The organism is Vibrio sp. B7, assembly GCF_963888765.1.
In the GTDB taxonomy this organism is placed as follows: domain Bacteria; phylum Pseudomonadota; class Gammaproteobacteria; order Enterobacterales; family Vibrionaceae; genus Vibrio; species Vibrio anguillarum.
Window position 1 is genome coordinate 89,832 of record NZ_CAWPKR010000001.1, and the last position, 26,963, is coordinate 116,794.

Annotated in this window: 21 protein-coding genes; 6 read left to right on the forward strand and 15 right to left on the reverse strand. The window is 44.3% G+C overall.

Translation table 11 applies throughout. The annotated features are described in order from the left end of the window. The first annotated feature begins 189 nt into the window (after positions 1-189). Positions 190-1,926 carry an arginine--tRNA ligase gene (gene argS / locus AACV32_RS00430; protein WP_170895548.1) on the forward strand — a complete coding sequence of 579 codons (1,737 nt, stop codon included), beginning with the start codon at positions 190-192 and terminating at the stop codon, positions 1,924-1,926. Positions 1,927-2,009: 83 nt separating this feature from the next. Then, a complete protein-coding gene (locus AACV32_RS00435) occupies positions 2,010-2,438 on the forward strand; it encodes an HIT family protein (protein ID WP_013856359.1) in 429 nt (142 codons plus the stop codon). Positions 2,439-2,534: 96 nt separating this feature from the next. Here the strand turns inward: AACV32_RS00435 and AACV32_RS00440 are convergent, their stop codons facing one another. The 5 genes from AACV32_RS00440 to znuA all read right to left on the reverse strand — a co-directional run bounded on the left by AACV32_RS00440 (position 2,535) and on the right by znuA (position 10,469). Continuing rightward, complete coding sequence (locus AACV32_RS00440; RefSeq protein ID WP_047687815.1) at positions 2,535-2,765, reverse strand: FeoC-like transcriptional regulator; 231 nt, start codon at positions 2,763-2,765, stop codon at positions 2,535-2,537. After that, positions 2,762-5,035 (reverse strand): Fe(2+) transporter permease subunit FeoB, encoded by a 2,274-nt coding sequence (feoB, locus tag AACV32_RS00445; RefSeq protein ID WP_094133623.1) that lies wholly within the window; start codon positions 5,033-5,035, stop codon positions 2,762-2,764. The genes AACV32_RS00440 and feoB overlap by 4 nt, the downstream gene beginning before the upstream one ends. Next, the gene (locus tag AACV32_RS00450; RefSeq protein ID WP_013856356.1) at positions 5,035-5,262 is read right to left on the reverse strand and encodes a FeoA family protein; all 228 of its coding nucleotides are present in this window, start codon (positions 5,260-5,262) and stop codon (positions 5,035-5,037) included. The genes feoB and AACV32_RS00450 overlap by 1 nt, the downstream gene beginning before the upstream one ends. A 793-nt stretch (positions 5,263-6,055) precedes the next feature. Beyond that, the gene (locus tag AACV32_RS00455; protein ID WP_017049128.1) at positions 6,056-9,418 is read right to left on the reverse strand and encodes an AraC family transcriptional regulator; all 3,363 of its coding nucleotides are present in this window, start codon (positions 9,416-9,418) and stop codon (positions 6,056-6,058) included. 172 nt (positions 9,419-9,590) lie between these two features. Continuing rightward, a complete protein-coding gene (gene znuA, locus AACV32_RS00460) occupies positions 9,591-10,469 on the reverse strand; it encodes a zinc ABC transporter substrate-binding protein ZnuA (protein ID WP_170895549.1) in 879 nt (292 codons plus the stop codon). An 84-nt stretch (positions 10,470-10,553) separates the two neighbouring features. Here znuA and znuC point away from each other — a divergent pair, with 84 nt between their 5' ends. Continuing rightward, positions 10,554-11,336: a zinc ABC transporter ATP-binding protein ZnuC gene (gene znuC, locus AACV32_RS00465; protein WP_017049130.1), complete on the forward strand. Its 783-nt coding sequence runs from the start codon at positions 10,554-10,556 to the stop codon at positions 11,334-11,336. After that, positions 11,329-12,108, forward strand: a complete 780-nt coding sequence (gene znuB / locus AACV32_RS00470) for a zinc ABC transporter permease subunit ZnuB (RefSeq protein WP_170895550.1) — start codon at positions 11,329-11,331, stop codon at positions 12,106-12,108. The genes znuC and znuB overlap by 8 nt, the downstream gene beginning before the upstream one ends. Positions 12,109-12,185: 77 nt before the next feature. Here znuB and sucD read toward each other — a convergent pair whose 3' ends face one another. From sucD to sdhC, 8 genes are all read right to left on the reverse strand, one after another. Further along, positions 12,186-13,058, reverse strand: a complete 873-nt coding sequence (sucD, locus tag AACV32_RS00475; RefSeq protein WP_013856352.1) for a succinate--CoA ligase subunit alpha — start codon at positions 13,056-13,058, stop codon at positions 12,186-12,188. Beyond that, complete coding sequence (gene sucC / locus AACV32_RS00480) at positions 13,058-14,224, reverse strand: ADP-forming succinate--CoA ligase subunit beta (RefSeq protein ID WP_017045227.1); 1,167 nt, start codon at positions 14,222-14,224, stop codon at positions 13,058-13,060. The genes sucD and sucC overlap by 1 nt, the downstream gene beginning before the upstream one ends. A 201-nt stretch (positions 14,225-14,425) precedes the next feature. After that, on the reverse strand, positions 14,426-15,634 hold the full coding sequence (gene odhB, locus AACV32_RS00485) for a 2-oxoglutarate dehydrogenase complex dihydrolipoyllysine-residue succinyltransferase (protein WP_013856350.1): 1,209 nt from the start codon (positions 15,632-15,634) through the stop codon (positions 14,426-14,428). A gap of 30 nt (positions 15,635-15,664) precedes the next feature. Beyond that, positions 15,665-18,475 carry a 2-oxoglutarate dehydrogenase E1 component gene (sucA, locus tag AACV32_RS00490; protein ID WP_064625759.1) on the reverse strand — a complete coding sequence of 937 codons (2,811 nt, stop codon included), beginning with the start codon at positions 18,473-18,475 and terminating at the stop codon, positions 15,665-15,667. 89 nt (positions 18,476-18,564) lie between these two features. Continuing rightward, positions 18,565-19,278, reverse strand: coding sequence for a succinate dehydrogenase iron-sulfur subunit (locus AACV32_RS00495; protein WP_013856348.1), 714 nt, complete (start codon positions 19,276-19,278; stop codon positions 18,565-18,567). Between the two features lie 15 nt (positions 19,279-19,293). Then, positions 19,294-21,060: a succinate dehydrogenase flavoprotein subunit gene (gene sdhA / locus AACV32_RS00500; RefSeq protein ID WP_013856347.1), complete on the reverse strand. Its 1,767-nt coding sequence runs from the start codon at positions 21,058-21,060 to the stop codon at positions 19,294-19,296. Further along, on the reverse strand, positions 21,061-21,408 hold the full coding sequence (sdhD, locus tag AACV32_RS00505; protein ID WP_010318675.1) for a succinate dehydrogenase, hydrophobic membrane anchor protein: 348 nt from the start codon (positions 21,406-21,408) through the stop codon (positions 21,061-21,063). Next, on the reverse strand, positions 21,402-21,794 hold the full coding sequence (sdhC, locus tag AACV32_RS00510) for a succinate dehydrogenase cytochrome b556 subunit (RefSeq protein WP_170895551.1): 393 nt from the start codon (positions 21,792-21,794) through the stop codon (positions 21,402-21,404). The genes sdhD and sdhC overlap by 7 nt, the downstream gene beginning before the upstream one ends. Before the next feature lie 396 nt (positions 21,795-22,190). Between sdhC and AACV32_RS00515 the strand changes: the two genes are divergently transcribed. Continuing rightward, positions 22,191-23,480, forward strand: a complete 1,290-nt coding sequence (locus tag AACV32_RS00515) for a citrate synthase (RefSeq protein WP_017042719.1) — start codon at positions 22,191-22,193, stop codon at positions 23,478-23,480. Between the two features lie 85 nt (positions 23,481-23,565). On the opposite strand, the gene AACV32_RS00520 is transcribed toward AACV32_RS00515, so the two are convergent. Further along, positions 23,566-24,321 (reverse strand): Nif3-like dinuclear metal center hexameric protein, encoded by a 756-nt coding sequence (locus AACV32_RS00520; protein ID WP_170895552.1) that lies wholly within the window; start codon positions 24,319-24,321, stop codon positions 23,566-23,568. An 86-nt stretch (positions 24,322-24,407) separates the two neighbouring features. Here AACV32_RS00520 and AACV32_RS00525 point away from each other — a divergent pair, with 86 nt between their 5' ends. Beyond that, positions 24,408-25,166: a DUF1853 family protein gene (locus AACV32_RS00525; RefSeq protein ID WP_170895553.1), complete on the forward strand. Its 759-nt coding sequence runs from the start codon at positions 24,408-24,410 to the stop codon at positions 25,164-25,166. 68 nt (positions 25,167-25,234) lie between these two features. Here the strand turns inward: AACV32_RS00525 and pgm are convergent, their stop codons facing one another. Then, the gene (gene pgm / locus AACV32_RS00530; RefSeq protein ID WP_026028060.1) at positions 25,235-26,881 is read right to left on the reverse strand and encodes a phosphoglucomutase (alpha-D-glucose-1,6-bisphosphate-dependent); all 1,647 of its coding nucleotides are present in this window, start codon (positions 26,879-26,881) and stop codon (positions 25,235-25,237) included. Positions 26,882-26,963 lie beyond the last annotated feature (82 nt).

A 26,963-nucleotide genomic window follows, 5' to 3' on the forward strand; every position in this document is an offset into this window, starting at 1 on the left:
GATGATTATCGTCTAATAGTACCAACAACTCTTCGAAAAGTAGAAAATTTCCTAATTTAGTCCCTATAAGCGCCTCAATAAAATTGGTATTATGTGCGCCAAATGATGAACAAAATTAAGATATGTATTGGCACTAAATGGTGAATAAAATGCATACCTTTGCAATTCCAAGAATTAAAGGAAACGCGTGTGAATATCCAAGCACTGATTAATGACAAAGTATCTCAGGCTCTTGAAGCCGCAGGCGCACCAGCTGGCAGTCCTGCTGCTGTTCGCCAATCGGCCAAAGCGCAATTTGGTGACTATCAAGCCAATGGCATTATGGGCGTAGCTAAGCAACTGGGTACCAACCCGCGAGAATTTGCTCAAAAAGTATTGGATGTTCTGGACCTCGATGGCATTGCGAGCAAAACGGAAATTGCAGGCCCAGGTTTTATCAACATTTTCCTCAGTGAAGCGTTTCTTGCTAAACAAGCGGATATCGCCCTAGCAGATGAGTACCTTGGTGTAACCAAAGAAGCGCAGAAGACGATCGTCGCAGACTACTCAGCGCCTAACGTTGCCAAAGAAATGCATGTAGGCCACTTACGCTCAACCATCATTGGTGACGCCGTTGTACGTACCTTGGAATTTTTAGGCCATAAAGTGATCCGCGCCAACCACATCGGTGACTGGGGCACGCAATTTGGTATGTTGATAGCCAACCTTGAACGTGTGCAACAAGAGTCTGGTAACGAAGTTTCAATGGAACTTTCCGATCTTGAAGCTTTCTATCGTGAGTCAAAAAAACTCTACGACGAAGATGAAGTGTTTGCTGCTAAAGCACGAAATTATGTGGTCAAACTACAAAGCGGTGACGAATTCTGCGCTCAAATGTGGAAAAAATTGGTGGACATCACCATGATCCAAAACCAGCGTAACTATGATCGTTTGAATGTTTCGCTCACGCGCGATGATGTGATGGGCGAAAGCATGTACAACGACATGTTGCCCGGCATCGTAGCCGATTTAAAAGAAAAAGGTTTGGCGCAAGAAGATGATGGCGCACAAGTCGTTTTTCTTGAAGAATACAAAAATAAAGATGGCGAGCCGATGGGCGTTATCATCCAAAAACGTGATGGCGGCTTCTTATACACCACAACCGATATCGCGTGTGCAAAATACCGTTATGAAACCTTGGGTGCGGACCGTGTGCTGTACTTTATCGACTCGCGTCAACATCAGCACCTAATGCAAGCATGGACGATTGTCCGCAAAGCGGGCTATGTACCTGACGAAGTGACTCTTGAACACCACGCCTTTGGTATGATGCTAGGCAAAGATGGCCGCCCGTTCAAAACTCGTGCTGGCGGTACTGTTCGTCTGGCCGATCTTCTCGATGAAGCGCAAGAGCGTGCCGCTAAATTAATTGAATCCAAAAACCCTGATTTAGACGCCGCAGAAAAAGCGAACATTGCCAATACTGTCGCGATGGCCGCAGTGAAATATGCTGATCTTTCTAAGCACCGTACTACCGATTACGTGTTTGACTGGGACAACATGTTGGCATTTGAAGGTAACACTGCACCTTACATGCAGTATGCCTACACACGTGTCGCGTCAATTTTTGCTAAAGCAGGCGTATCGATGGATAACCTGACGGGTGAAATTAAAGTCACACAAGAGAAAGAAAAAGCTTTGATTGCGAAACTTCTGCAGTTTGAAGAAGCGGTACAAGCTGTTGCCCGCGAAGGCCAACCTCACATTATGTGTAGCTACCTATTTGAATTAGCTGGCCAATTCTCTAGCTTCTATGAAGCATGCCCAATCTTAGTCGCTGAAGATGAAAGTGTGAAACAAAGCCGCCTAAAACTGGCTGCGTTGACAGCAAAAACCATCAAGCAAGGTCTGTCGCTACTCGGTATTGATACATTAGAACGTATGTAACGACAGCTATGAGTGAATGAAAGGGTTGACCATGGTCAGCCTTTTCTTTTATCGGTGATAACATCCGTGCAAGTGAGATTGACATGAATTTTGAACTCCACCCGCAACTGGCCAAAGACACTTCCGTCATTGGTGAATTTCCTCTTTGCTTAGCCTTACTCCATAAAGATAATGCCGTACCTTGGATTATTCTGGTGCCTAAACGTGCCAATTTGAAAGAGCTGCATCATCTACCAATGCAGGAACAGCAACAATTTTTATGCGAATCTCAAGCCGTTAGCCAAGCTCTTGAAGCCACGTTTTGTCCAGATAAACTCAATTTAGGTGCGCTGGGTAACATGGTTCCTCAGCTCCATATTCACCATGTTGCTCGATTTAAAAATGACATAGCATGGCCTGGGCCTATCTGGGGCAATACTCAAGGGATAGTGAGAGCCGAACAAGAACAGCAAGCGATCTTAACCAGAATCCAAAATGTTCTATCACTGAGTTCTATTTTTAGAAAAGGATAAACGTCGTCTCTCACACCATATATTAGGTAAAAGTTTGAAAGCCGCTGACATCAGCGGCTTTCGTTTATCAGACAGAATGCCTAGCATCAATTATGACTAAAGTACGACAGTCAAAGACAGCCCGTTATTTCGGTTAAGCCCATAACGCACTCTTGTTACGCGGTTAGCCTTGTTGGTATCGATAGTGCGCGACAACACACCTTTTCGTATCCACACGGCTAACATAGCGTCAACGCCGTCCTCACTGAGCGAAAACTTTTTCGCAATCGCCGAGCGGCTAACGATCCCATTATCTTCAATGTAGCGCTTTAACTCATTTAATATCATGCCACTTGTACCTCAAGCACCGTTTTCTGCTGGAGTCCTTTTCGCTTAAGCATTTTAAAGGTCAACAAACTCGCCATAACAATGGCAATAATCCACGTTAAACTTTCGACAGGGGTTTCGGTGATCCTTGTCGCTTGGTAATAAAGCGCGGCGCCACCATACGCAAGCCCCATCGTCCATACTGCGATAAAACGAGCGTAATTCGCACCAAACTCACGAACATAAGCCCCCATGGCTGCAACACAAGGCGTATAAAGCAAAATGAAGATAAGGTAGGCAAATGCGGCATGACCAGTGACAAAGTGCTGTTTCAAATTACCAAAGATTGAGGCATCTACGGCTTGCTCTTCAGCCACTGCGCTACTGTCTGTCAAGTCTCCGACTTCGATACCGAGCGGATCAGAGAAGCTTAATCCCGTTAGGTTTTCTGGAATAGACATAACCGCTTCTTGTAGGCTCGCCATTAGGTCATATTCGCTTTCATCACCTTCAGCAGAGGTATATAAATTGTTTAATGTTCCGACTACCGCTTCTTTTGCAAAAATACCCGTGATGATACCCACTGTCGCTGGCCAGTTATCTTGATTGATACCAATAGGAGCAAATACTGGCGTAACCACTTGAGCCACTTTTGATAACACGGAGTTGTCACTATCTTCATTACCAAAGCTGCCATCAGTACCAACTGAATTGAGGAAGCTTAAGATCATAACAACGATGACAATCGTTTTCCCTGCACCGAGAACAAAACGTTTTAATTTCTGCCATGTTTTGATCATGACGTTTTGTACCGTTGGGATCTCGTAATCTGGCATCTCCATCACTAGGCTGTCGCTTGAACCCGGATAGAGCGTATGCTTCAAAACCAAACCAGTGAACACTGCGGCTAAAATGCCCAATAAATAAAGAGCAAAAACTACATTTTGACCGCTTTCAGGGAAAAACGCCGCAGCAAATAGCGCATACACTGGCAAACGTGCACCACATGACATAAAGGGTGCCATCGATGCCGCTAATTTACGTTCACGTTCTTGATCTAGAGTTCGGGTCGCCATAATCGCGGGAACGTTACAACCAAATCCTAAAACAAGCGGAACAAACGCTTTACCCGGTAGGCCTATCTTCTGCATCACTTTATCTAAAACAAAAGCCGCGCGAGACATATAGCCTGAACTTTCGAGTACAGCTAAAAATAAGTACAAACAAGCGATCACTGGGATAAATGTGGCGACGGTTTGAATACCTCCGCCAAGGCCATCGGCTAATAATGTCACTAACCAAATAGGCAAATGATCATCCAGTAAGTGGTGCCCACCATCAACCAATAACGCCCCGACGCCAATGTCGAAGAAATCAATAAAAGCGCTCCCAATATTGATCGAGAACATAAACATTAAGTACATAACCACAAAGAAAAACGGTACACCCACCCATTTATTTAAAATCAGCTTATCCGCTTTTTGTGTAAAACTGTGGCTTAGTTTCCCTTCTGTTTTGCGGATCTGCTGGCATTGTTCATGCAAAAATGTGTATTTGGTATCAGCGACATGCAGATCAATATCCAAACCACTTTGCAATTGCTCTTTCTGGATAAGCTCACGCTGCACTTCTGGTAATCCATTAATCACCAAAAGATCATTTTCTAAGGCACGAATAGCCAATGCGCGAGGTGCCACTTGCTTATGTTGAAAAATAGTGGCTAATTTTCCGATCGATTGTTCAAATGCACTGCCGTAATCCAATAGCAGTTCTTTAAGAGCTACGCCTTGCAGCAGTACTTTATGCAGCTTTTCTTTGAATCGACTCACCTGCTCTTTACTGGTAGCAGAAAGCATAAAAACGGGGCAACCTAGAACTTTCTCAAGTTGTTGAATGTCTAGGCTTTGACGCTCTCTTTTTAAAGCATCCATTTTATTCAAAACCACAATCATTGGACGCCCGAGCTCTCTCAATTGAAGCGTCATATAGAGACTGCGCTCCAAACACGTCACGTCCACAACGTTAATGATTAAATCAGCAGGATGTGTAAGAACCGCTCTAGAGGCAATGGATTCGTCAATGCTGTTACTGTCATTCCCGCTGTCAAGTGCGTAGATACCCGGCAAATCCGTTAGTATGAATTCATCTCCAGAATGAGTGTAGCGACCCGTTTTTTTCTCAACTGTAACACCAGCCCAGTTACCGACTTGTTGCTTAGAACCAGTCAGACCATTAAATAACGTTGTTTTGCCACTATTAGGGTTACCAACGGTTAGAATTTGATATCGCACTACGCTCTCTCCACTTCAATACAAGCGGCTATATTTTCACGTACCGCTAAAGAGACGCCTCTCACTTCAAGTTGAAGTGGATCTCCCATAGGAGCTCTTCTGATTAACGTAACAGTAGTTAGAGGCAGCAAGCCCATCACCATCAATTTTTTACGAATGTCATTTGGAAGTTGATTGAACGCGACAATGCTCGCACTATCCCCTTCATTTAATTGAGATAATTTCATCTATCTTGCTCTCAATGGTAGTGGTAATGAGAAATATTTTTATTAACAGGCGAATAATACACGCGCTAACCCTCTATTTTATTGCGTGAAATCAAAGATTGCATAAATCCATCACGTTGTTTTCGGTAAATAAACTGACGTTAAAAACGTTAAAAAATTATCAGGCACAAATGAGCTCAACATAAAAAAATAAACAAAAACAGGAAAAGCCAAAATAAACCATTAAAATCAATCGGTTAATGTTAATTATGTATTTTGTCGTTTTTCTTATACTAGGTTGTCGTTAATTTTATAAATGAAATAAGTCCTTTGCCATATAGTAAATCCATCGAAAGGAATTACTCCTTAGATACAAATTCCAGAGGTGGTACGGGTGTTACTCGTATCACTCCGGCAGCAAGCGAAGGTGTCATTGACACCCGTGGTATAGTCCCCCCGGCTATACCACGATCTTTTTTTTCTACTCATCTCATCTTTACCGCAACACAATCACCGACCCAGCCTGTTTATTGAGTAAGTGCTATTCCCAAAATAAATTGATATTACGACTTTGAGTATTAATGAGTGTATCTACGCAAGCATAGACAAATATGCGTAGCTAACACAGCAGCCAATCTAATCAAGAAGGGAGATACAGCTTGATTGCAGGTCGGCGGAAAGTGAGTTCATCTCCACACACCTGAATAAGCTTTGTGATTAGGGTGACTGAATGTCGCGAACATCGCTGCAACTTCAAGTCTTCAAGTCTTCAAGTCTTCAAGTAGGAAAGTTATCACTATTATCAGGGGCGGTATTACTCGTTATCATCAACAAATTGGGTTGGCGATAAACCGAAGTGATGTTTAAATCTTTGGCTGAAATAAGACGGATCATTAAACCCACAATCAAAAGCGACTTGGGCGACTTTTCCTCCTGCGAGCAAATATTGGCACGCTTTCTCTAAGCGGATCTCATTTAGATACTCTTTGAATGTTTTATTGGTGATCGCTTTAAAACGACGCTGCAAACTACGCTCCGATACGAAGAGTGATTTGGCCGCACTAGAGGTACTAAATTCAGGATCTGAATAGTGATTGTGTACCAATTTTTCGACTTTTTTAAGCCACTCTTTTTCCGTTACATCAATAAACTTGTCCTCTGAATGCTCCTCTACGACGATCATTTCAGGTGCATCACTCACAAGCTCAACTGATGGCCAAGAAAGCTCAACTAAATTTCGTTCTGGCGATGAAAAAATATGTATTTCCCCACCACTGCGCTGTACTAACAGTTGCATCTCCTCTAGTTCAAAACCAGAGATACGCTTATCACTATTGATGGATTGCACCTGATCGCCACAGTCAATCATCACAATAAACAGTCTTTTCTCCCTTTCATAACAATGAATTTGTAGCTCTTGATTTCTATAAAGACGTTTTACCGCATCAGACAGTAGCGTATTGAAAATGATGTCTAGGTTAAAATGGGCAGATTCAATATAAGTTTGTTTAAGCTCATTGTTCACCGCCAACGAAATATTCGCTTTCGCGAACTCTTCACGCCATCCGTCCACACAAGAGTTCAAGATTATCGATAGGTCGTAGAGCAACTGAGTCGCTGTTTTATCATTTCTTACGTTACGAAGTAACGCCAGTTCACGTTTTACTTTTAAAGCTAAAGACTCAAGTCGCGCGAGTTGATGGAGTTGGGAGCGATAAATCAGCTGATTTAATGTAGGAGTAATAGAATCTAACATCTGTTCAACAACGATATGGCGAATTTGTAATTGCTTGCGCAACTGCTGGTTATTAGTCAAAACAATTTTGCTTTGATGCCGTAGTTGATCCGTTTTCAAGGCCACCTGAGCTTTTAACTTTCGGTTTACTTTGGTAACCCAACGAGAACGCCACCATGAAGCAAAAGCAATAAGGCCTATAGAAAGGCAAAGGTAAAGAACAATAGCCCATGAAGACCAATACCACGGGTTATCCACAATAAATGATAGACTGTTTATCATACTGTTTTGCGGATTTGGACTGTAATTTCTCACTAGCAAACGATAGTGTCCAGGTAACAGGTGATCAAGTGTCAACTGAGCGCTTTCTAATCTCTGCCACTCCTTATCCCCTGCAATACGATACTCCAATGATAAGGCTATCGATTCTGGCAATGCACCAAACAAAAAGCTTATCGAACTTCCATATTCCAATTCTAGTGTCTGAAAACGACCACGACCGAACATGACAGGAATGTGATCGACATTCACTTGGCTAAAGATAATATTGGTATTAGGAGGGGTAGCAACCGTGAGTTCAGAGGACCATGCTGTCACTAAGCCAAAACGGGAACCTAGCAGCAACTGCTGTTGGTTATTGATAATACTTGATTCGCAAACTCCACTTTTAAATTCATTATTCATCAATCCGTGTGGATCACCAAAATGCTTTACCATCTCACCCATAGGATTGTAGAGCGAGATTCCTTGTGAGGAAGTCAGCCAAATACCGTTGCCCGTTTCAGTTAAACATTTGGGGCTAATATTCTCTTCAACCATATCAATAGATCGAATATCACTACGATCATGTGCCAAAACAAAGACGCCATAAGCACTAGCAAACCAAACATCACCCTTGCTACTCTCAAATATATCAATGCTTTGTCCATAATGACTAGTCGCTCGGAGAAAAACAATTTTGCCTTTGTCAAAAAGATAAACACCATGGTCAGTGCCGATAAATACCCCTCGCCGAGTTGACTTAAGTTTTATTATTTTTGCAGGCAAAAATGCATCAACAAACCATTCAGAACCGAAATCGGTTAGCGAGTTATCGGCCAACTGATATGACCACAAATGGTTACCTGTTGCTCCCCACAACAGTCCTTCATGATCAAATTCAAGATGTTTAGTATCATTCGAACGCAGCTTCAGAGGTAAAACGCTCGTTTCTATCATCTTTTTTGTCTGCAAGTGATAAATAACGATGCCTGTATGTGTAGCTATCCATAGAGAATGATCATCTATTTGAGCGACATCATGCACTTCTCCAGGGAAAATAAGTTTAGGCTCTTGCCAATCTTCAGCATCGACTTGGTACAACCCTTGTCGAGTTAAAAACAAATACCCTTTATTATCTGACCTTGTCACAATTTTTGTTATGGGATTATTGTTGAGCTGTGCAATGGAATGGCGCTTAAATTTTTGTCCAAACAGAGAAAAGTAACGAATACCTTTATCCGTTGCGATCCAAATCCCACCTTGTAAGTCATTGACCAATGAATAAATTTTATTGCCTGGTAACCCATTATTGTCTTGGTCATTACTTTCTAACTTGACGGTTTTACCTGTCAAAAACGAATGAACAAATAATCCATCTTCAGTACCAATCCAATATTCTTGATCTGTCTCAGCAACAGATAATACATGGGAATCTCCAACCAACTTTTGTTGGCGCTTTGGGTCCTCGACATCAATAATCAGCCCACCATTGAGCGTTCCAATCACAAGTTCTCTACGTTTCTCGGAAAAATAGAGTTTCTCAATGAAGTTTTTACCAGAGCTGAGCACGTGAGAAAAACTCTCTCCATCTGACAGATAGACTCCAGCATTAGTGGCTAATACCCATTTAGAAAGCACAAACTTCGCATCATTAACGATCAATCGACTAGCTTGATTTAATTGATACATTTCTTTAAAAGAATAAGTAACTAACTTGTGGGTTTGCGCATGGTATGTATAAAAGTGCGTCTCATCGGCTAACCAGATGAAATTACCTGACGAACCTATTTTTTTTATGATGATTCCAGGCGTTAAGCTAAATACTAATTCGCGATCTTGTGCGGGATAAGTTCGATAAAGTTCATTATCAATGAACGTCCAAAAAGCGTTATTAAGATAGGTAATATTTTCGCTCTCTTGTGAAAGCACTGAGCCACGCCGGGGAAGGATGTTTTGTCCATCAAAGAAAACCACTTTGCCATGCACATCGTGTATCCAAATTCCCCCTTCTTCACCTAAAAACAAATTTTGTGCGGCAAAAATTTTCCCTTGAGCCTGAGCTGGCAATGGATAGAAGATAGAAGGTGCTTTGTCTAGAGCTTGTGTCCCCTGCGCTAATAAAAGCGTCAGAAAACCCAAGATCCAGAGCAAAGGTTTAAAATAGTCGTTCTTTCCTTTCAACAGACAGGGCCTCAATCAATATCACGCCAAATTGCAAACTGTTTTTTCGTGGCGATAATTATCAAAACATTCTAACCAAAGATAAGGCTTTTTGAAGCTAAGAAAGCGACAATCTGTGAATCTTTATCCTAGATTTCAGTGCAGATCGTACAACATACAATACAGCGTACATCTATTGAGACAAACAAGTGTAAAAATTGTTGCTCAGCTGATTTAACAGCTCAAAATAGCTGCCACTTTTCACTTTGATATCTGCGCCTAATGGATCAAGTACTCCCGTTTTAACCTTAGTGCCACGAGTCACAGTATCAATCACCGCCGGGGTAAACTGAGGTTCTGAAAACACGCATTTCGCTTCATTATTAATGATTGAATTTTTAATGGTGATTAGGGTTTTAGCACCCGGCTTTCTGTCAGGACTAACGGTAAAATGGCCGAGGTTATTCAAATGATATTGCTGTTCAAAATAACCGTATGCATCATGAAAAACATAATATCCTTTATCACTAATTTTGCTCATCTTCTGCATGATTGCTTGATGAGTCGAGTCTAATTGAGCCAAAAAGCGGACTAAGTTTACTTTATACTGCTCGGCATTAGCGCTATCACTTTTCACTAAACTTGCGGTAATCGCCGCTGCCACTTGCTTGGCTTGATCTGTTCCAAGCCAAAAATGTGGGTCATACATACCATGGCGATGCCCATCATGATCGTGTTGTTCGCCACTGAGCTCTCTCAGTGTCAGGCCATCAATTTGGCTGATGGTCAAAACGTTGTGGTGACTCGCTAATGTCTTACTTAAGAATGGCTCAAGGTCTTTTCCATACCAAATCACTAAATCCGCCGCTCTGACTTTTTTAACATCAGAAGGGCGCAACGCATAGTCATGCGGTGAGGTATTTGCCCCCAGTAGTACTTCTGGTTCATTCACATCGAGAGTCAATTCATATGTAATCATCTGAATCGGCTTGATGCTGGTCAAAATGACCGTAGACCACGCCAAAGGCGATAATGTTATTAAGCAAAGAAGGAGCATAATCTGACGCAACATGATGGTTTTTCCATTCGGTATATAGCGTTAAAGGGAACGAAATGTTACATTATAACACTTCCGAATTGCAAATAAGTTCCATTCATGTCCAACTTAATTCAGCTGCAAGGCATTTGTGTCGAATTCAACAACCGCCGTGTTTTGGACAATGTCAGTATCAACCTAGAAAAAGGGAAGATTACCACACTGATAGGTCCTAATGGTGCGGGCAAGTCGACGCTCGTTAAAGTATTGCTCGGGCTACAGCCCGTCCATAGCGGAACGATGACGCGCGTAAAAAACCTTAAAATTGGTTATGTTCCTCAAAAGTTAAAACTTAATGACGCGTTACCACTCCCCGTTAAACGATTTTTAAGTTTAGCCGGACGTTTTAGTCAACAAGAGTTGCTAGACGCACTCAGACTAGTCGGGGCCGAGCATCTTCTTGATTATGATATGCATAAGCTGTCCGGTGGTGAAACGCAACGGATTCTTATCGCCCGTGCATTGCTACAGCGCCCAGGTATTCTAATTCTTGATGAACCAGCCCAAGGTGTTGACGTGCAAGGGCAAATTGATCTGTATGATCTTATCGATGCCATACGACATCGTTTCGGCTGTGGTGTCTTCATGGTCTCTCACGATTTACATCTGGTGATGGCAAAAACGGATGATGTTATCTGTCTTCATCACCATGTTTGCTGTTTCGGTTCACCTGCAACGATTACTCAACACCCAAGCTATATCGCTTTATTTGGTACGCGCAATCGCGAAGCCTTAGCTTTTTACCATCACAAACATCAGCATCATCACGACTTAGCAGGCCAACCTGTGAAAGGAGATGCAACTTGCTGTTCAAATCATTCACACGGTCACCATCATGATTGAATTTCTTCTTCCATCAATATTAGCAGGCCTTGGTATTGCCGTTATCGCAGGTCCCCTTGGGTCATTCGTGGTTTGGCGAAAAATGGCTTATTTTGGCGATACCCTCGCACACGCCTCGCTGATGGGATTGGCGCTAGGCTTTTTGCTTGATATCAACCTTTATTTTGCGTTGCTCGTTTGCTGTCTTGGGCTTGCAATCATTTTGGTTACTATGCAGAAACAGCAGCTTGTGGCGACAGACACTTTGCTCGGCATTCTCGCTCACAGCTCGTTATCCATTGGTCTCATTGCAGTAAGCTTCCTTGATAACGTTCGCATCGATTTAATGAGCTATCTCTTTGGCGATTTATTGGCGGTAAGTTTTACTGATTTAGCCTTCATTTGGGGGGGAGCGATTGCAGTAAGTGCACTGCTATTTCTTTTTTGGCGGCCATTACTTTCAACTACAGTGAACGAAGAACTTGCGTTTGTTGAGGGCATCAACGTTGATTTAATGCGTTTGCTGCTAATGCTATTAATTGGGGTGGTGATTGCACTAGGAATGAAATTTGTTGGTGCTCTGATTATGACATCGCTGCTGATTATTCCCGCGGCGACCGCTAGGCGACTCACAAAAACCCCAGAGCAGATGGCAATATTGGCTTCTTTGGTCGGCGCTTTAGCTGTGCTGGGCGGGCTAATCCTCTCGTGGCATTTTGACACACCTGCAGGCCCTTCGGTTGTCGTGACGGCTACAACGATGTTTATGTGCAGTCAACTTGTAAAACGCTAGTATCAAAACCTATTGAATCTAAAGTAAAAACCCCGAAACAAGGTTCGGGGTTTGTCTTCAAACTGAGGAAGGCGTGATTACCAACCCGTCACTTCACGCAATGCTTTTCCGATATCAGCAAGGCTTTTGACAGTTTTCACACCCGCGGCTTCAAGCGCTGCAAATTTCTCATCAGCTGTCCCTTTACCACCAGAAATGATAGCACCAGCATGGCCCATCCGTTTGCCCGGAGGCGCTGTCACACCAGCAATATAAGACACAACCGGTTTCGTGACATTCTCTTTAATGAATGCCGCGGCTTCTTCTTCGGCTGTACCACCGATCTCGCCAATCATCACAATCGCTTCAGTTTCAGGATCATCTTGGAATAGTTTCAAGATATCAATGAAGTTAGAGCCCGGGATTGGGTCACCGCCGATACCAACACACGTTGACTGACCAAAGCCTTCATCTGTTGTTTGCTTAACGGCTTCATAAGTTAGCGTTCCTGAACGAGAAACAATACCCACTTTTCCTTTCTTATGAATGTGGCCTGGCATGATGCCGATCTTACACGCATCCGGTGTAATCACACCCGGACAGTTCGGGCCAATCATACGCACACCAGTCTCTTCGAGCTTCACTTTTACGTCAATCATATCGGTAGTCGGTATACCTTCAGTGATCGTCACAATAAGTTCAATACCAGCGTCAATTGCTTCTAAAATAGCGTCTTTACAAAATGGTGCAGGTACATAAATAACGGTTGCCGTTGCACCCGTTGCTTTCACTGCGTCACGCACCGTATTAAATACAGGCAGACCAAGGTGAGTTTGACCACCTTTACCCGGGGAAACCCCACCGACCATTTGTGTACCGTAGGCAATCGCCTGTTCGGAATGGAAAGTTCCCTGACCACCAGTGAAACCTTGGCAGATTACTTTGGTGTCTTTATTAATAAGTACCGACATTATTTACCCTCCGCCGCAGCAACAACTTTCTGAGCTGCGTCCGTTAACGACTCAGCTGCAATGATATCAAGACCAGAATTTGCAAGTACTCCGCGTCCTAATTCCGCATTTGTACCTTCCAAACGCACAACTACGGGAACCGTTACACCAACTTCTTTCACCGCGCCGATAATGCCTTCTGCAATCATATCGCAACGTACGATACCGCCGAAAATATTCACCAATACGGCTTTTACGTTGTCATCAGACAAAATGATTTTGAACGCTTCAGCAACACGCTCTTTGGTTGCACCACCACCAACATCAAGGAAGTTTGCAGGTTTGCCGCCATGAAGGTTAACAATATCCATGGTGCCCATTGCAAGGCCAGCACCGTTCACCATGCAGCCAACATTGCCATCAAGAGCAACATAGTTCAGTTCCCACTGAGCAGCATGAGCTTCGCGCTCATCTTCTTGTGAGAGATCGTGCATTTCGCGAAGTTTAGGTTGACGATAAAGTGCGTTTGAGTCGATGTTGATCTTGCCATCAAGGCACAACAAGTTCCCTTCAGCGGTGACAACTAATGGGTTGATTTCTAGCAATGCAAGATCATACTGGGTAAACATAGCGCCAAGACCTAGAAAGATCTTCACAAATTGCTTAATTTGGTCGCCTTCCAAGCCAAGTTTGAAAGCAAGTTCTCGGCCTTGGTAGGCTTGCGGACCAACCAAAGGATCAATCGCGGCTTTATGAATCAGCTCCGGAGTCTCCTCCGCTACTTTTTCAATTTCCACGCCGCCTTCTGTTGAGGCCATGAACACGACACGACGAGTCGCACGGTCAACAACAGCGCCTAAGTAAAGCTCATTCGCGATATTAGAAGCTTCTTCGACCAAAATTTTTGATACTGGCTGACCATTTGCGTCCGTTTGATAAGTAACCAGATTTTTACCTAGCCATTTTTGAGCAAACTCTTTGACACCATCTTTAGTGTCGTGCAACTCAACGCCACCCGCTTTACCGCGACCACCTGCATGCACTTGACACTTAACAACTTTCTTCGCTGTACTAATCCGACCCGCCGCTTCAAAAGCTTCTTGTGGAGTATCACAGGCATAACCTTCCGGTACAGGCAAACCGAATTCTGCAAACAGCTGTTTGGCTTGATATTCATGCAAATTCATTATGTTCTTCCGTTTGTTTATCCCTTAGGGGATTTATTATTTCCATAAAGCGGCAGCTATGCTGCGCCATATATCTGTAGGGTGCTTCTCAAATTAAGCGGCTGCAATTTATCCAAGAGGATAGCTTGTAGCCTTTTGCTTAAATGAAGGCTAGACGTGAGCCTGCCTAGCCTTAAATTCACTGAACAACGTTCAGTGAGGTTACACGTCCAGTAGCAGACGTGCTGGATCTTCAAGTAGCTCTTTTACTGTCACAAGGAAACCAACTGACTCACGGCCATCCACCAAACGGTGGTCGTAAGAAAGTGCTAGGTACATCATTGGTAAAATTTCTACTTTGCCATCCACAGCCATTGGGCGGTCTTGGATTTTGTGCATGCCCAATATGGCCGCTTGCGGCGGATTGATGATCGGTGTTGACATTAACGATCCAAACACACCGCCATTCGTAATTGTGAAATTACCGCCAGTCAGTTCTTCAACCGTCAATTTGCCATCTCTTCCTTTGAGTGCAAGCTCTTTGATGCCCTTCTCAATTTCGGCAAGGCTTAGCGTATCGCAATCTTTAAGAACCGGAGTCACTAAGCCACGAGGCGTTGAAACTGCCATGCTAATATCAAAATAGCTGTGATACACAATATCTTGGCCATCAATAGATGCATTCACTTCTGGGTAACGCTTTAACGCTTCTGTTACCGCTTTCACGTAGAAAGACATAAAGCCTAAACGAATACCGTGTTTCTCTTCAAACAGACCTTGATATTGCTTACGAAGATCCATGATAGGCTTCATGTTAACTTCATTAAACGTCGTCAACATCGCCGTGCTATTTTTTGCCTCAAGCAGGCGCTCCGCAACACGTTTACGCAAACGCGTCATCGGTACACGTTTTTCACTGCGCGCCATCGCAACGACAGGCTCAGGTTGACTTGAAGCAACTGCTGACGCTGATTTTGCGGCTGCTAGATGAGCATCAATATCTTCACGCGTGATACGTCCACCCACACCAGAGCCTTTCACTTGGCTGGCTTCCAAACCATGCTCGGCGAGTAAACGGCGTACCGCAGGGCTAAGCGCATCATTCGTTTCGTCTGTCAGTGTGGCTTTGTGGCGTTTATCAGGAGACGGCTCTGTATCGTTGGTGGTATCTTTCGTCGGTTCACCTGCAACGGCACCGGGTTTCAATTTTGCCAATAACTGTTTCGAAAGCACCGTCGCACCTTCTTGCTCGATAATGGCTTCGAGAACACCCGCCTCAGGCGCTGGCACTTCAAGAATTACTTTATCAGTTTCAATCTCAACGAGTACTTCATCACGAGCGACGGCTTCACCTGGCTTTTTATGCCATGTCGCGACTGTTGCATCAGCCACTGATTCAGGTAGATCTGGAACCAGAATTTCAATTGTCATAATCTGTGTCTTCCTTTTACTTCTAGTTCGTTAAGCTAGGGTCAGAGCGTCTTCAACCAACGCTTTTTGTTGTTTCAAGTGTACCGACATATAACCAACGGCTGGTGATGCTGATGCAGGGCGACCTGCGTATTTCAGATCAGCACCGGCTGGAATGGCAGAACGGAAGTTATGTTGGCTACTGTACCAAGCACCTTGGTTTTGAGGCTCTTCTTGGCACCATACATAGTCAACAACATTAGTGTATTGAGCGATAACCGCTTCCACTTCTTCTTTCGGGAATGGATATAGCTGTTCAATACGGACGATAGCAACATCACCTTGTTCGTTATTGCGGCGCTGTTCAAGCAGGTCGTAGTAAACCTTACCAGAGCAGAACACAACACGTTTGACGTTCGCTGGGTTGAGATCGTCAACTTCGCCGATAGCCGGCAAAAACGATCCGTCAGCCAAGTCTTCCAGTGTTGAGATACATAGTGGGTGACGCAGCAACGATTTTGGTGACATAACGATCAATGGTCGACGCATTGGACGAATAACCTGACGACGCAGCATGTGGTATACCTGCGCTGGCGTAGAGGGAACCACCACTTGCATGTTTTGTTCGGCGCACAGTTGCAAATAACGCTCTAGGCGTGCTGATGAGTGTTCCGGGCCTTGCCCTTCATAACCATGAGGTAGCAGCATGGTTAAACCACACAAACGCGCCCATTTTTGTTCACCGGAAGAGATGAACTGGTCAATCACGACTTGAGCTCCATTGGCGAAATCACCAAACTGAGCTTCCCAAATCGTCAAACCACTCGGCTCCGCTGTCGCGTAGCCATATTCAAAAGCTAGCACTGCTTCTTCCGACAAAACCGAATCCAATACTTCAAAAGGACCCTGTTTATCATGGATATTCGCCAATGGAATATAGGTACTTGCGTCACTTTGGTTATGCAATACCGAGTGACGGTGGAAGAAGGTTCCACGCCCAGAGTCTTGCCCCGAAATGCGGATTCGCTTTCCATCATCAACTAAGGTTGCATAAGCCAGCGTTTCAGCCATACCCCAATCGAGAAGCTTCTCTCCATTAACCATCGCTTGTCGGTCGGTATAGATTTTATCCACACGACTTTGCAGTTTATGGCTTTCTGGATACTGACAAATTCGGTTACCCAGCTCTTTTAAACGCTCAAGGTCAACTTTATTATTCCATGGCATATCCCATTCATGGCCAATATACGGTGACCAATCAACAGAATGCAGTGCCATTGGACGCCACTCTTTCACCACGACTTCACCATGGTCCAGAGCATCACGATATTCGTTGACTAACTGTGTGGCAATCTCGATATCAAACTCACCACGCTCTATCAAAACATCGGCATAAAGCTTACGCGGTGTAGGATGCTTTTTGATCTTTTGATACATCAGCGGTTGAGTTGCGTTTGGCTCATCGGCTTCGTTATGGCCGTGACGGCGATAACAAACCAGATCAATGACGACATCACGCTTAAATTCATTACGATAATCGAGTGCAATGCGGGTGACGAAAGCAACTGCTTCTGGATCATCAGAATTGACGTGAAAAATGGGTGCCTGAACCATCTTAGCGATGTCAGTACAATACATAGTCGAGCGTGTATCACGAGGGTTTGACGTGGTAAAACCAACTTGGTTGTTAATAACAATACGTACCGTCCCTCCCACGCAATAACCACGCGCTTGAGACATGTTAAATGTCTCGGCAACGACACCTTGGCCAGCGATAGCAGAGTCACCATGAATCGAAATAGGTAGCACTGTCGAACCGTCTTCATCTCCCAATCGATCTTGTCGAGCACGAACTGAACCAATCACGACTGGGTTAACAATTTCAAGATGCGAAGGGTTAAATGCTAAGGCTAGATGCACATCACCGCCGGGTGTCGCAAAGTCAGCAGAGAAACCTTGGTGATATTTAACATCACCCGTTCCCCAGCTTTCACCATGCTTACCCGCAAACTCGTCGAACAGATCTTGAGGTTTTTTACCTAAGACGTTGACGAGCATATTAAGACGACCACGGTGCGCCATACCAATCACAACTTCACGCATACCTGTGCTACCAGCATGACGGATCAACTCTTTCATCATTGGGATGAGCGCATCACCACCTTCCAAAGAAAAACGCTTAGCACCGGGGAATTTCGCGCCTAAATAACGCTCAAGACCTTCTGCGGCTGTCAATTCTTCAAGGAAAATTCGTTTTTCTTCTTTGCTGAAAGAAGGTTGACCAACGACTGATTCAAGACGTTGTTGTATCCAACGCTTTTGTTCAGTGTCGATAATGTGCATGTATTCTGCACCGATGGAACCGCAATAGGTTTTGTTGAGGGCTTGATAAATGTCTTTCAATTTCATTGTCTCTTGCCCGATAGCAAAAGAGCCGACATTGAAAGTTTCTTCGAAGTCACCTTCGTTAAGATTGTGGAACGCTGGGTCTAATTCTGCCACTAATGGGCGTTGCCATAAACCTAGGGGGTCGAGTTGAGCCGCTTCATGACCGCGAAAACGGTAAGCATTAATCAGCTGCAAGACTCTTACTTGCTTAGCATCGACATCTGGATCACTAACTTGGACATTGTAATGCTTTGTTTCTTTCGCGAGTCGTCGGAAGTAGTCACGGACACGTGAATGTGGCTGTTCAACCACATTGTCAGCTTGCGCAGGCAAGCCATCAAAAACACGTTTCCACTCCTCACTTACCAGATCAGGATCACTTAGATACAGTTCGTAGAGGTCCTCTACGTAAGTTGCATTGGCGCCAGCCAAGTGTGAAGACTCGAGCCATGCCTTCATCACGCCGTTGTGCATATTTTCCCTTAACCAGTAGTTTTCACGTTTGCTTCGGTCTATGCCGAGCTATAAAAGGCAGGTCCGAAGACCTGCAATTTTTATTCATTTTAAACCGAACGGTTCACAAGCATTGATTTGATATGTCCAATGGCTTTCGTCGGATTTAATCCCTTAGGACAAACACTTACACAATTCATGATGCCATGGCAACGAAAAACGCTAAAAGCATCATCAAGATTAGATAAACGTTCATCTGTTGCGGTATCTCGGCTGTCAATTAGCCAACGATAAGCCGCCAACAAACCTGCTGGACCGATAAACTTATCCGGGTTCCACCAGAAAGAAGGGCATGAAGTTGTGCAGCAAGCGCACATAATGCACTCATATAAACCGTCTAAATGCGCTCGCTCTTCTGGTGATTGCAAGTTCTCACGAGCCGGAGGCAAGTTTCCGTCAGTCACAAGGTAAGGTTTAACCTTCTCGTAATTTTCATAAAACTGGGCCATATCGACAATTAAATCACGGACGACTGGTAGCCCCGGCAGAGGTCGAATAACAATCGTGCCTTTGGCCAAAAGCGCGGATAATGGAGTGATACACGCTAATCCATTTTTACCGTTCATGTTCAAACCGTCAGATCCACACACTCCTTCACGGCACGAGCGACGAAAAGCAATGGTGGGGTCTTGCTCTTTCAGCAAAATGAGCGCATCCAACAACATCATGTCAGAGCCCTCTTCTACTTCAAGCAGATAATCCTTCATGTAAGGCTTTTGATCGACATCCGGATTATAGCGATACAAAGAGAATTTCAATTTCATAATAGTGCCTTCTCCTTAGTATGTGCGCGCTTTAGGCGGAAACGCTTCACGATAAATTGGTTCCATATTTACGCTACGCTTCGACATGCTTTCAGTCTCAGGGTTGTAAATTGAATGGCATAACCAATTAGCATCATCGCGTTCAGGATAGTCAAAGCGAGCGTGGGCTCCACGGCTTTCGGTACGATAATTTGCAGCAACCGCGGTAGCAAATGCTGTTTCCATCAAGTTTTCCAGCTCTAAACACTCGATCCGTTGAGTGTTGAACTCGGTTGACTTGTCTGAAAGATGTGCGTTCTTCAAGCGTTCACGAATCACTTTAAGCTCTTCAAGACCTTTAGCCATCGCTTCACCTTCACGGAACACCGAGAAGTTATTTTGCATACAACGTTGCAGATCTTTACGAATTTGCGCGGGATCTTCACCACCTGTACTGTTTTCCCAGCGGTTGTAACGTTCTAGCGATTTTTCAATGTCCGCTTCTGTGGCAGGTTTTGCGTCCGCTTGCTTTTTCAACGTTTCGCCCAAATGCAAGCCTGTTGCTCGGCCAAAGACCACTAAATCCAGTAGAGAGTTACCACCCAAACGGTTCGCGCCATGCACCGATACTGATGCAATTTCACCACACGCAAACAAACCTTGAACTTCCACATCAGCGCCTTTAGCATCTTGCTTAATCGCCTGACCTGAAACTTGAGTCGGTACTCCTCCCATCATGTAGTGGCAAGTTGGGATCACTGGAATCGGTTCTTTAACTGGATCGACGTGAGCAAACGTACGTGACAACTCACATACGCCCGGCAGACGAGATTCCAGAGTTTCTTTGCCAAGGTGATCCAGTTTAAGCTTGATATGCGGACCCCATGGACCATCGCAACCACGACCTTCACGGATCTCAATCATCATTGAGCGGGCTACTACATCGCGACCAGCCAAATCCTTCGCGTTTGGTGCATAACGTTCCATGAAACGTTCACCATCTTTATTTAAAAGATAGCCACCTTCACCACGACACCCTTCCGTCACAAGAACGCCAGCACCAGCAATCCCTGTTGGGTGGAATTGCCACATTTCGATATCTTGCATCGGGACGCCAGCGCGGATAGCCATGCCCACGCCATCACCCGTATTGATGTGCGCGTTGGTGGTTGAAGCATAGATACGGCCAGCTCCGCCAGTCGCTAATACTGTGGCTTTAGATTTGAAATAACAAACTTCGCCTGTTTCCATACACAAGGCGGTACAGCCAAGTACTGCACCCTCTTCATTTTTCACTAAATCAAGTGCGTACCACTCAGAGAAAATAGTGGTCTTATATTTAATGTTTTGTTGATACAAGGTATGAAGTAGTGCGTGACCAGTACGGTCAGCGGCAGCAGCGGTTCGAGCCGCTTGTTCACCGCCAAAATTTTTGGATTGACCACCAAATGGGCGCTGATAAATGGTGCCATTGTCAAAACGAGAAAAAGGCAAACCCATTTTTTCTAGTTCAATCACCGACTCTGGACCATTCTTACACATGTACTCGATAGCATCTTGGTCACCGATATAATCGGAGCCCTTTACCGTGTCATACATATGTTGTTCCCAGTGGTCCTCATGCGCGTTGCCTAAGGCAACGGTAATACCGCCTTGAGCCGAAACCGTGTGAGAACGTGTTGGAAAAACTTTAGAAAGCAGAGCACAGGATAAACCTTGCTCTGAAATTTGCAGTGCTGCACGCATGCCAGCACCACCAGCGCCGATCACTACGGCATCAAATTCACGAACTGGAATAGTCACTTACGCACCCCACAATACAAATAAGCCAGAGAAGAAGTATCCAAAGAGCACTGCGATAACGACCAATTGCAGGCCACCACGCAATTTAGAACACTTAATGTAATCCGTTAATACTTGCCATAAACCGATCCAACCATGGATAAGGACAGAGACTAACGCCAGCATTGTGAAGACTTTGGTAAAGGTTCCACCAAAAAACTGTGTCCATGAGACATAGGAGATATCACCAGAGAAAGCACAGAAGCTGACTAGGTAGATAGTATAAAGAGTCATAATGATCGCAGAAGCACGGATCAGCAGATAATCATGCACTCCGTTACGACCAAAAGAAGAAACATGTTTTACCATACCAATACTCCCGCTAAAACTGAAAGCACTGCTGTTGCGATGAAGGCGATTTTAGCACTCATAGCCCCTGACTCCAACTCTTCAAAGTGGCCCAGGTCCATCAGCAAATGGCGTATACCACCTGCAATGTGGTAAGACAGCGCTGTTAAAATTCCCCATAAAATAAATTTTGCGAAAAAGCCATTCACAATGTTGCTGGCTTCCATAAAACCTACCGGAGAACTTAACGAGAGGGAGAGTAACCACAGCAAAATTCCGACCGCAACGAACATCATCACCCCAGACACTCGGTGTAGGATGGATGCTATCGCACTGATCGGAAAGTGAATGGTCTGTAAATCTAAATTAACAGGTCTTGACTTTCTTTCTTTCACGGGCTTGCTCACTCAGCTCCATTGAGCATTTATAGTTATAAATGAATTTTGGTTGTAAAACCCACAAAAGTTAACATTATTTTAACATAAAGAGCCCAATATCGCGCAGTTAAATGTAATAATTTCGTTAACAACAAAGACAGAATGCAATACTGAAATACAGTTTCTAGCCTTTTATTTATAAGGTGTTCACCAAAATTTTCAGTGCCACTATACGGCTCGCAACATTCTAATACAATTGATGTAACAATTTTTGCTACACAGAACAGATTTTTAACTTTATATGTATAAAAAATCAAAACAAGTGCACACATCAGACGAGAAAAATTGACTTTAATTAAGAACACACGTAAAAAAATGTCACACAAACATCCTGGACGGATTAAATAATAAACAAAGGAGATTGTTATGGCAGATAAGAAAGCGACCCTTCATATTGAAGGTAAAGCGCCAATCGAGCTGCCGATTATGGATGGGACTGTAGGCCCACAAGTAATCGACGTTCGTAAACTAGGAGCCAACGGATACTTCACTTTTGACCCTGGTTTTCTTGCCACTGCATCTTGTGAATCTCAAATCACTTATATCGATGGCGAAAAAGGGGTGTTACTGCACCGCGGCTTCCCTATTGATCAATTAGCCAATAACGCTGATTACTTGGAAGTTTGTTATATTCTTCTTTACGGTGAAGCCCCTAATCGTAAGCAATATGAAGAGTTTAAACATACGGTGACGCGTCACACTATGGTTCATGAGCAAATCGCAAGTTTCTTCCACGGTTTCCGCCGTGACGCTCACCCAATGGCTGTAATGTGTGGTGTGGTTGGAGCGCTTGCCGCGTTCTACCATGATTCACTTGATATTAATAATGATATACACCGAGAAATAGCGGCTTACCGCCTACTCTCAAAAATGCCAACATTGGCGGCGATGTGCTACAAGTATTCTGTCGGCCAACCATTTATCTACCCGCGTAATGACTTAAGCTATGCCGAGAACTTCCTACACATGATGTTTGCAACGCCGTGTGAAGAGTATGAAGTGAATCCTGTGGTTGCACGCGCGATGGATAAAATTTTCACACTGCATGCCGATCATGAACAAAACGCGTCAACCTCAACGGTTCGCCTTGCCGGTTCTTCTGGTGCTAACCCGTTTGCCTGTATTGCGGCTGGCATTGCCTCTTTGTGGGGGCCTGCTCATGGGGGTGCTAACGAAGCCTGTCTGCGTATGCTAGAAGAGATAGGCAACGTTGATAACATTCCTGAGTATGTCGTCAGAGCAAAAGATAAGGATGATCCATTCCGCTTGATGGGTTTTGGTCACCGAGTTTATAAAAACTACGACCCAAGAGCGACGGTAATGCGTGAGGCTTGCCATGAAGTGCTCAAAGAGCTGAATATTCAAGACCCACTGTTAGATGTGGCGATGGAACTTGAGCGCATCGCGCTTTCTGACGAATACTTTGTTGAGAAAAAACTCTACCCTAACGTGGATTTCTACTCAGGCATTATTCTGAAGGCTATCGGTATTCCAATCTCCATGTTTACCGTTATCTTCGCAATGTCTCGCACTATCGGTTGGATTGCCCACTGGAATGAAATGCACAGTGATCCAGATAATAAAATTGGCCGTCCTCGCCAACTTTACACTGGTCAAAAAATGCGTAACTTTAAACCGTTACACGAACGCGAATAGCAAACCCAGTCATAGTAATTAATAGAAAAGAGCGAATTCCCACTCGCTCTTTTTTCATTGGATGCATTGATCAGAAACAAACCCGCTACACAGGGTTATTGATATCGATAAACTCAACCTCAAAGCCATATTCGCTCGCTAACCATTCTCCCAGTGCCTTAACGCCATAACGTTCTGTGGCATGGTGCCCTGCAGAAAAATAATGAATATTTTGCTCTCTTGCTGAGTAGGTAGTCCGCTCTGATATTTCACCAGAGATGAACGCATCTAATCCGTGCTGCGCCGCTAGATCGACGTAATCTTGCCCACCACCAGTACACCAACCCACCGTTTTGATGATTCTGTTTGAGCTCGGAGCTACGTGCAGTGGCCGTCGTTGTAAAGCTTGCTCGATTCGTTGACTGAGCTCATCGGCTGTCAACGCTTGTTCAAAATGGCCGAACATGGCGACCGACTGAGGATGCCCTTCTAATCCGCCATCAACATGAATACACAACAAATCAGCTAGCAATTTGTTATTGCCTAATTCTGGATGGATGTCTAACGGCAAGTGATATGCGTATAAATTTATATCATTTCGTATCAAAGCTCGGATCCGGTGTCCTTTCATTCCACGGATGGACTCAGGCTCACTTTTCCAAAAATAACCATGATGCACTAATAAAGCGTCAGCATTTCGTTCAATTGCTTGTTCAATCAGCGCTTGCGAGGCCGTCACACCCGTCACAATCTTTTTGATTTCAGTGCGACCTTCAACTTGCAATCCATTAGGGCAATAGTCTTTAATCAATTGAGGATTAAGCTTTTGATTGAGCAGAGCTTCAAGTTTTAAATTATCCATCTTTCATTCCAAAATTGAGTTTTATCATTAGCGTGGTTATAACAATTTCAAGCTAGAATGTCGAAAAATAAGGACGAGAACAATTAATGACAATAGACCTCAACACACTGGCACACTGGGTGTCGACAACCCCTACTCTTTTCCAAGAAGAGGGTGTGGTCGCGGCGCGTACTCCTTTTTTACCCAATGTTCCGATATTGAAAGAAGAATACAGAGGGAACCCTAGATTAGGCTTTCTCTACCAGCATTTATGTTCTTTATTGTTTACGCTAAACCCCACTTATTCCGCCGTTTCTGAAGAAATTCAATTGAACGAAGCAGGAAGTACACTAGGTTCGCTAGATTTTGTCATCAAAAATAAACGCAGTCAGCGTTATGAGCATTGGGAAGTCGCAGTGAAGTTTTACCTGCTGCATCAAGGGCTGTGGTATGGTCCCAATGCTCAAGATCGATTAGATCTCAAACTTGAACATATGCTGAACCACCAATTGACCCTTTCCCAATCAGCCCAATTTAGTGCGGCTTACCCACTTTGGCGTGACGTTAGCCGTCATTTACTGATGCAAGGGCGCTTATATGTAAACCCTTTTCACGATGAGCCTGTTCCTAGTGAATGCCTAGGTTATAAACTCAACCCGTCACAAATTGCTGGTTTTTGGTGTTATCAAAGCCAGTCACATCGAATAGATGAAGCGTTATTCTTACTGGAAAAGCCTCAATGGATTAGCGGGAAAGGTAAAAACTGCACGCGTTACACAGCAAATGAAGAGCATGGTTTTGTGCATTGCCAAAGTGACAGCGGAAAGTTCTGGTTCATCGTTCCCGACAGTTGGCCTCAGCTTTAACCAAGATAATAGACGACTAAATATAAAATAGGCGGCCTCTGGCCGCCTATTTTAATTGATAAGTTTGCTTACAAACCAGCGTCGGCAAAGACTTGATTAACAATCTGTTGCGCTTCCGCTTCGATTTGCTTGAGGTGCTCATCGCCCTTAAAACTTTCACAATAGATCTTATAAATATCTTCTGTGCCTGATGGACGAGCAGCAAACCAGCCATAATCAGTGGTCACTTTTAATCCACCGATGGCTGCGCCATTACCGGGAGCATGCGTCAAGCGGGCTGTGATCTCATCTCCCGCTAATGTTTGCGCAGAGACCATCTCTGGTGACAATTTGCTCAGCACTGCTTTTTGTGGGCCATTTGCGACAGCTTGAATACGACTATATTTAGACTCTCCATGTTTCGCGGCCAGATCTTCATAATATTGCTGCGGATTTTTACCTGTGACAGCGGTGATTTCCGCCGCCAGTAAGCAAAGGATAATACCGTCTTTATCCGTTGACCAAGGCGTTCCGTCTTTACGCAGGAATGACGCACCTGCGCTCTCTTCACCACCAAAACCGAAGTGACCACTGTATAAGCCATCAACAAACCACTTAAAGCCGACAGGTACTTCACACAGCTCACGGCCAAGATCGGCGACCACACGGTCAATCAATGCACTTGATACTAACGTTTTACCAACAGCTACTTCTTTACGCCATTGCTTGCGGTGACGATACAGATAATCGATGCATACGGCTAAGAAATGGTTTGGGTTCATCAAACCTTTCGGAGTGACAATGCCGTGGCGGTCGTAGTCAGGGTCATTACCAAACGCGAGATCATACTGATCTTTTAACGCTAATAACCCCGCCATTGCATAAGGAGAAGAACAGTCCATACGCACTACACCATCTTTATCGAGTGACATAAATTGGAATGTCGGATCCACCGCTTCGCTCACCAGTGTTAAATCAAGCTGATACGCTTTGCCAATTTGACGCCAATAATCAATACCACTGCCACCGAGCGGATCAACACCCAGTTTTAGATTGGCTTTTTGGATGGCCTCCATATCAATCACATTCACTAAGTCATCAATATAAGGTTTCACAAGATCAACTTGTTTAAACAGCGGCGATTGCTTTGCCGACATAATAGGCAGACGCTTCACGCCTTGCATGCCTTCTGCAATGATCTCATTGGCACGGTTTTCAATCGCTTGGGTGATTTCCCCTTCAGCAGGGCCGCCATGGGTAGGATTGTATTTAATACCGCCATCTTGTGGTGGATTATGAGAAGGCGTGATCACAATGCCATCAGCTTTTTGCGCGTGCTTCAAGTTATGAGTCAAGATTGCGTGTGAAATACCCGGCGTTGGCGTATAGCCATTATCCTGTTGAACGATCACTTCAATTTCATTAGCGATCAGTACTTCAAGTACACTAGAAAAAGCAGGCTCAGAGAGTGCGTGCGTGTCTTTTCCGACAAAAATCGGCCCAGTGGTTCCTTGCTGAGCGCGCACTTCTGCTACCGCTTGAGCAATAGCAAGAATGTGGTTTTCGTTAAATGTCGATTTATCCGCGCAACCACGATGCCCCGAAGTACCAAATTGCACTTTATGGTCTGGGTTAGCCGCATCAGGTTGAAGTAAAAAGTAGTTTGCAACGAGCGCAGGGATATTATGTAAGTCTTCCTGCCGTGCTTTTTGTCCGGCGCGTGGGTGCATAGCCATTTTTGACATCCTTTCTTAAAATAACAACGAAATAAAAAGCCTCATGATACGGACTTAGTGGTCCGCAGTATGAGGCTTGAAT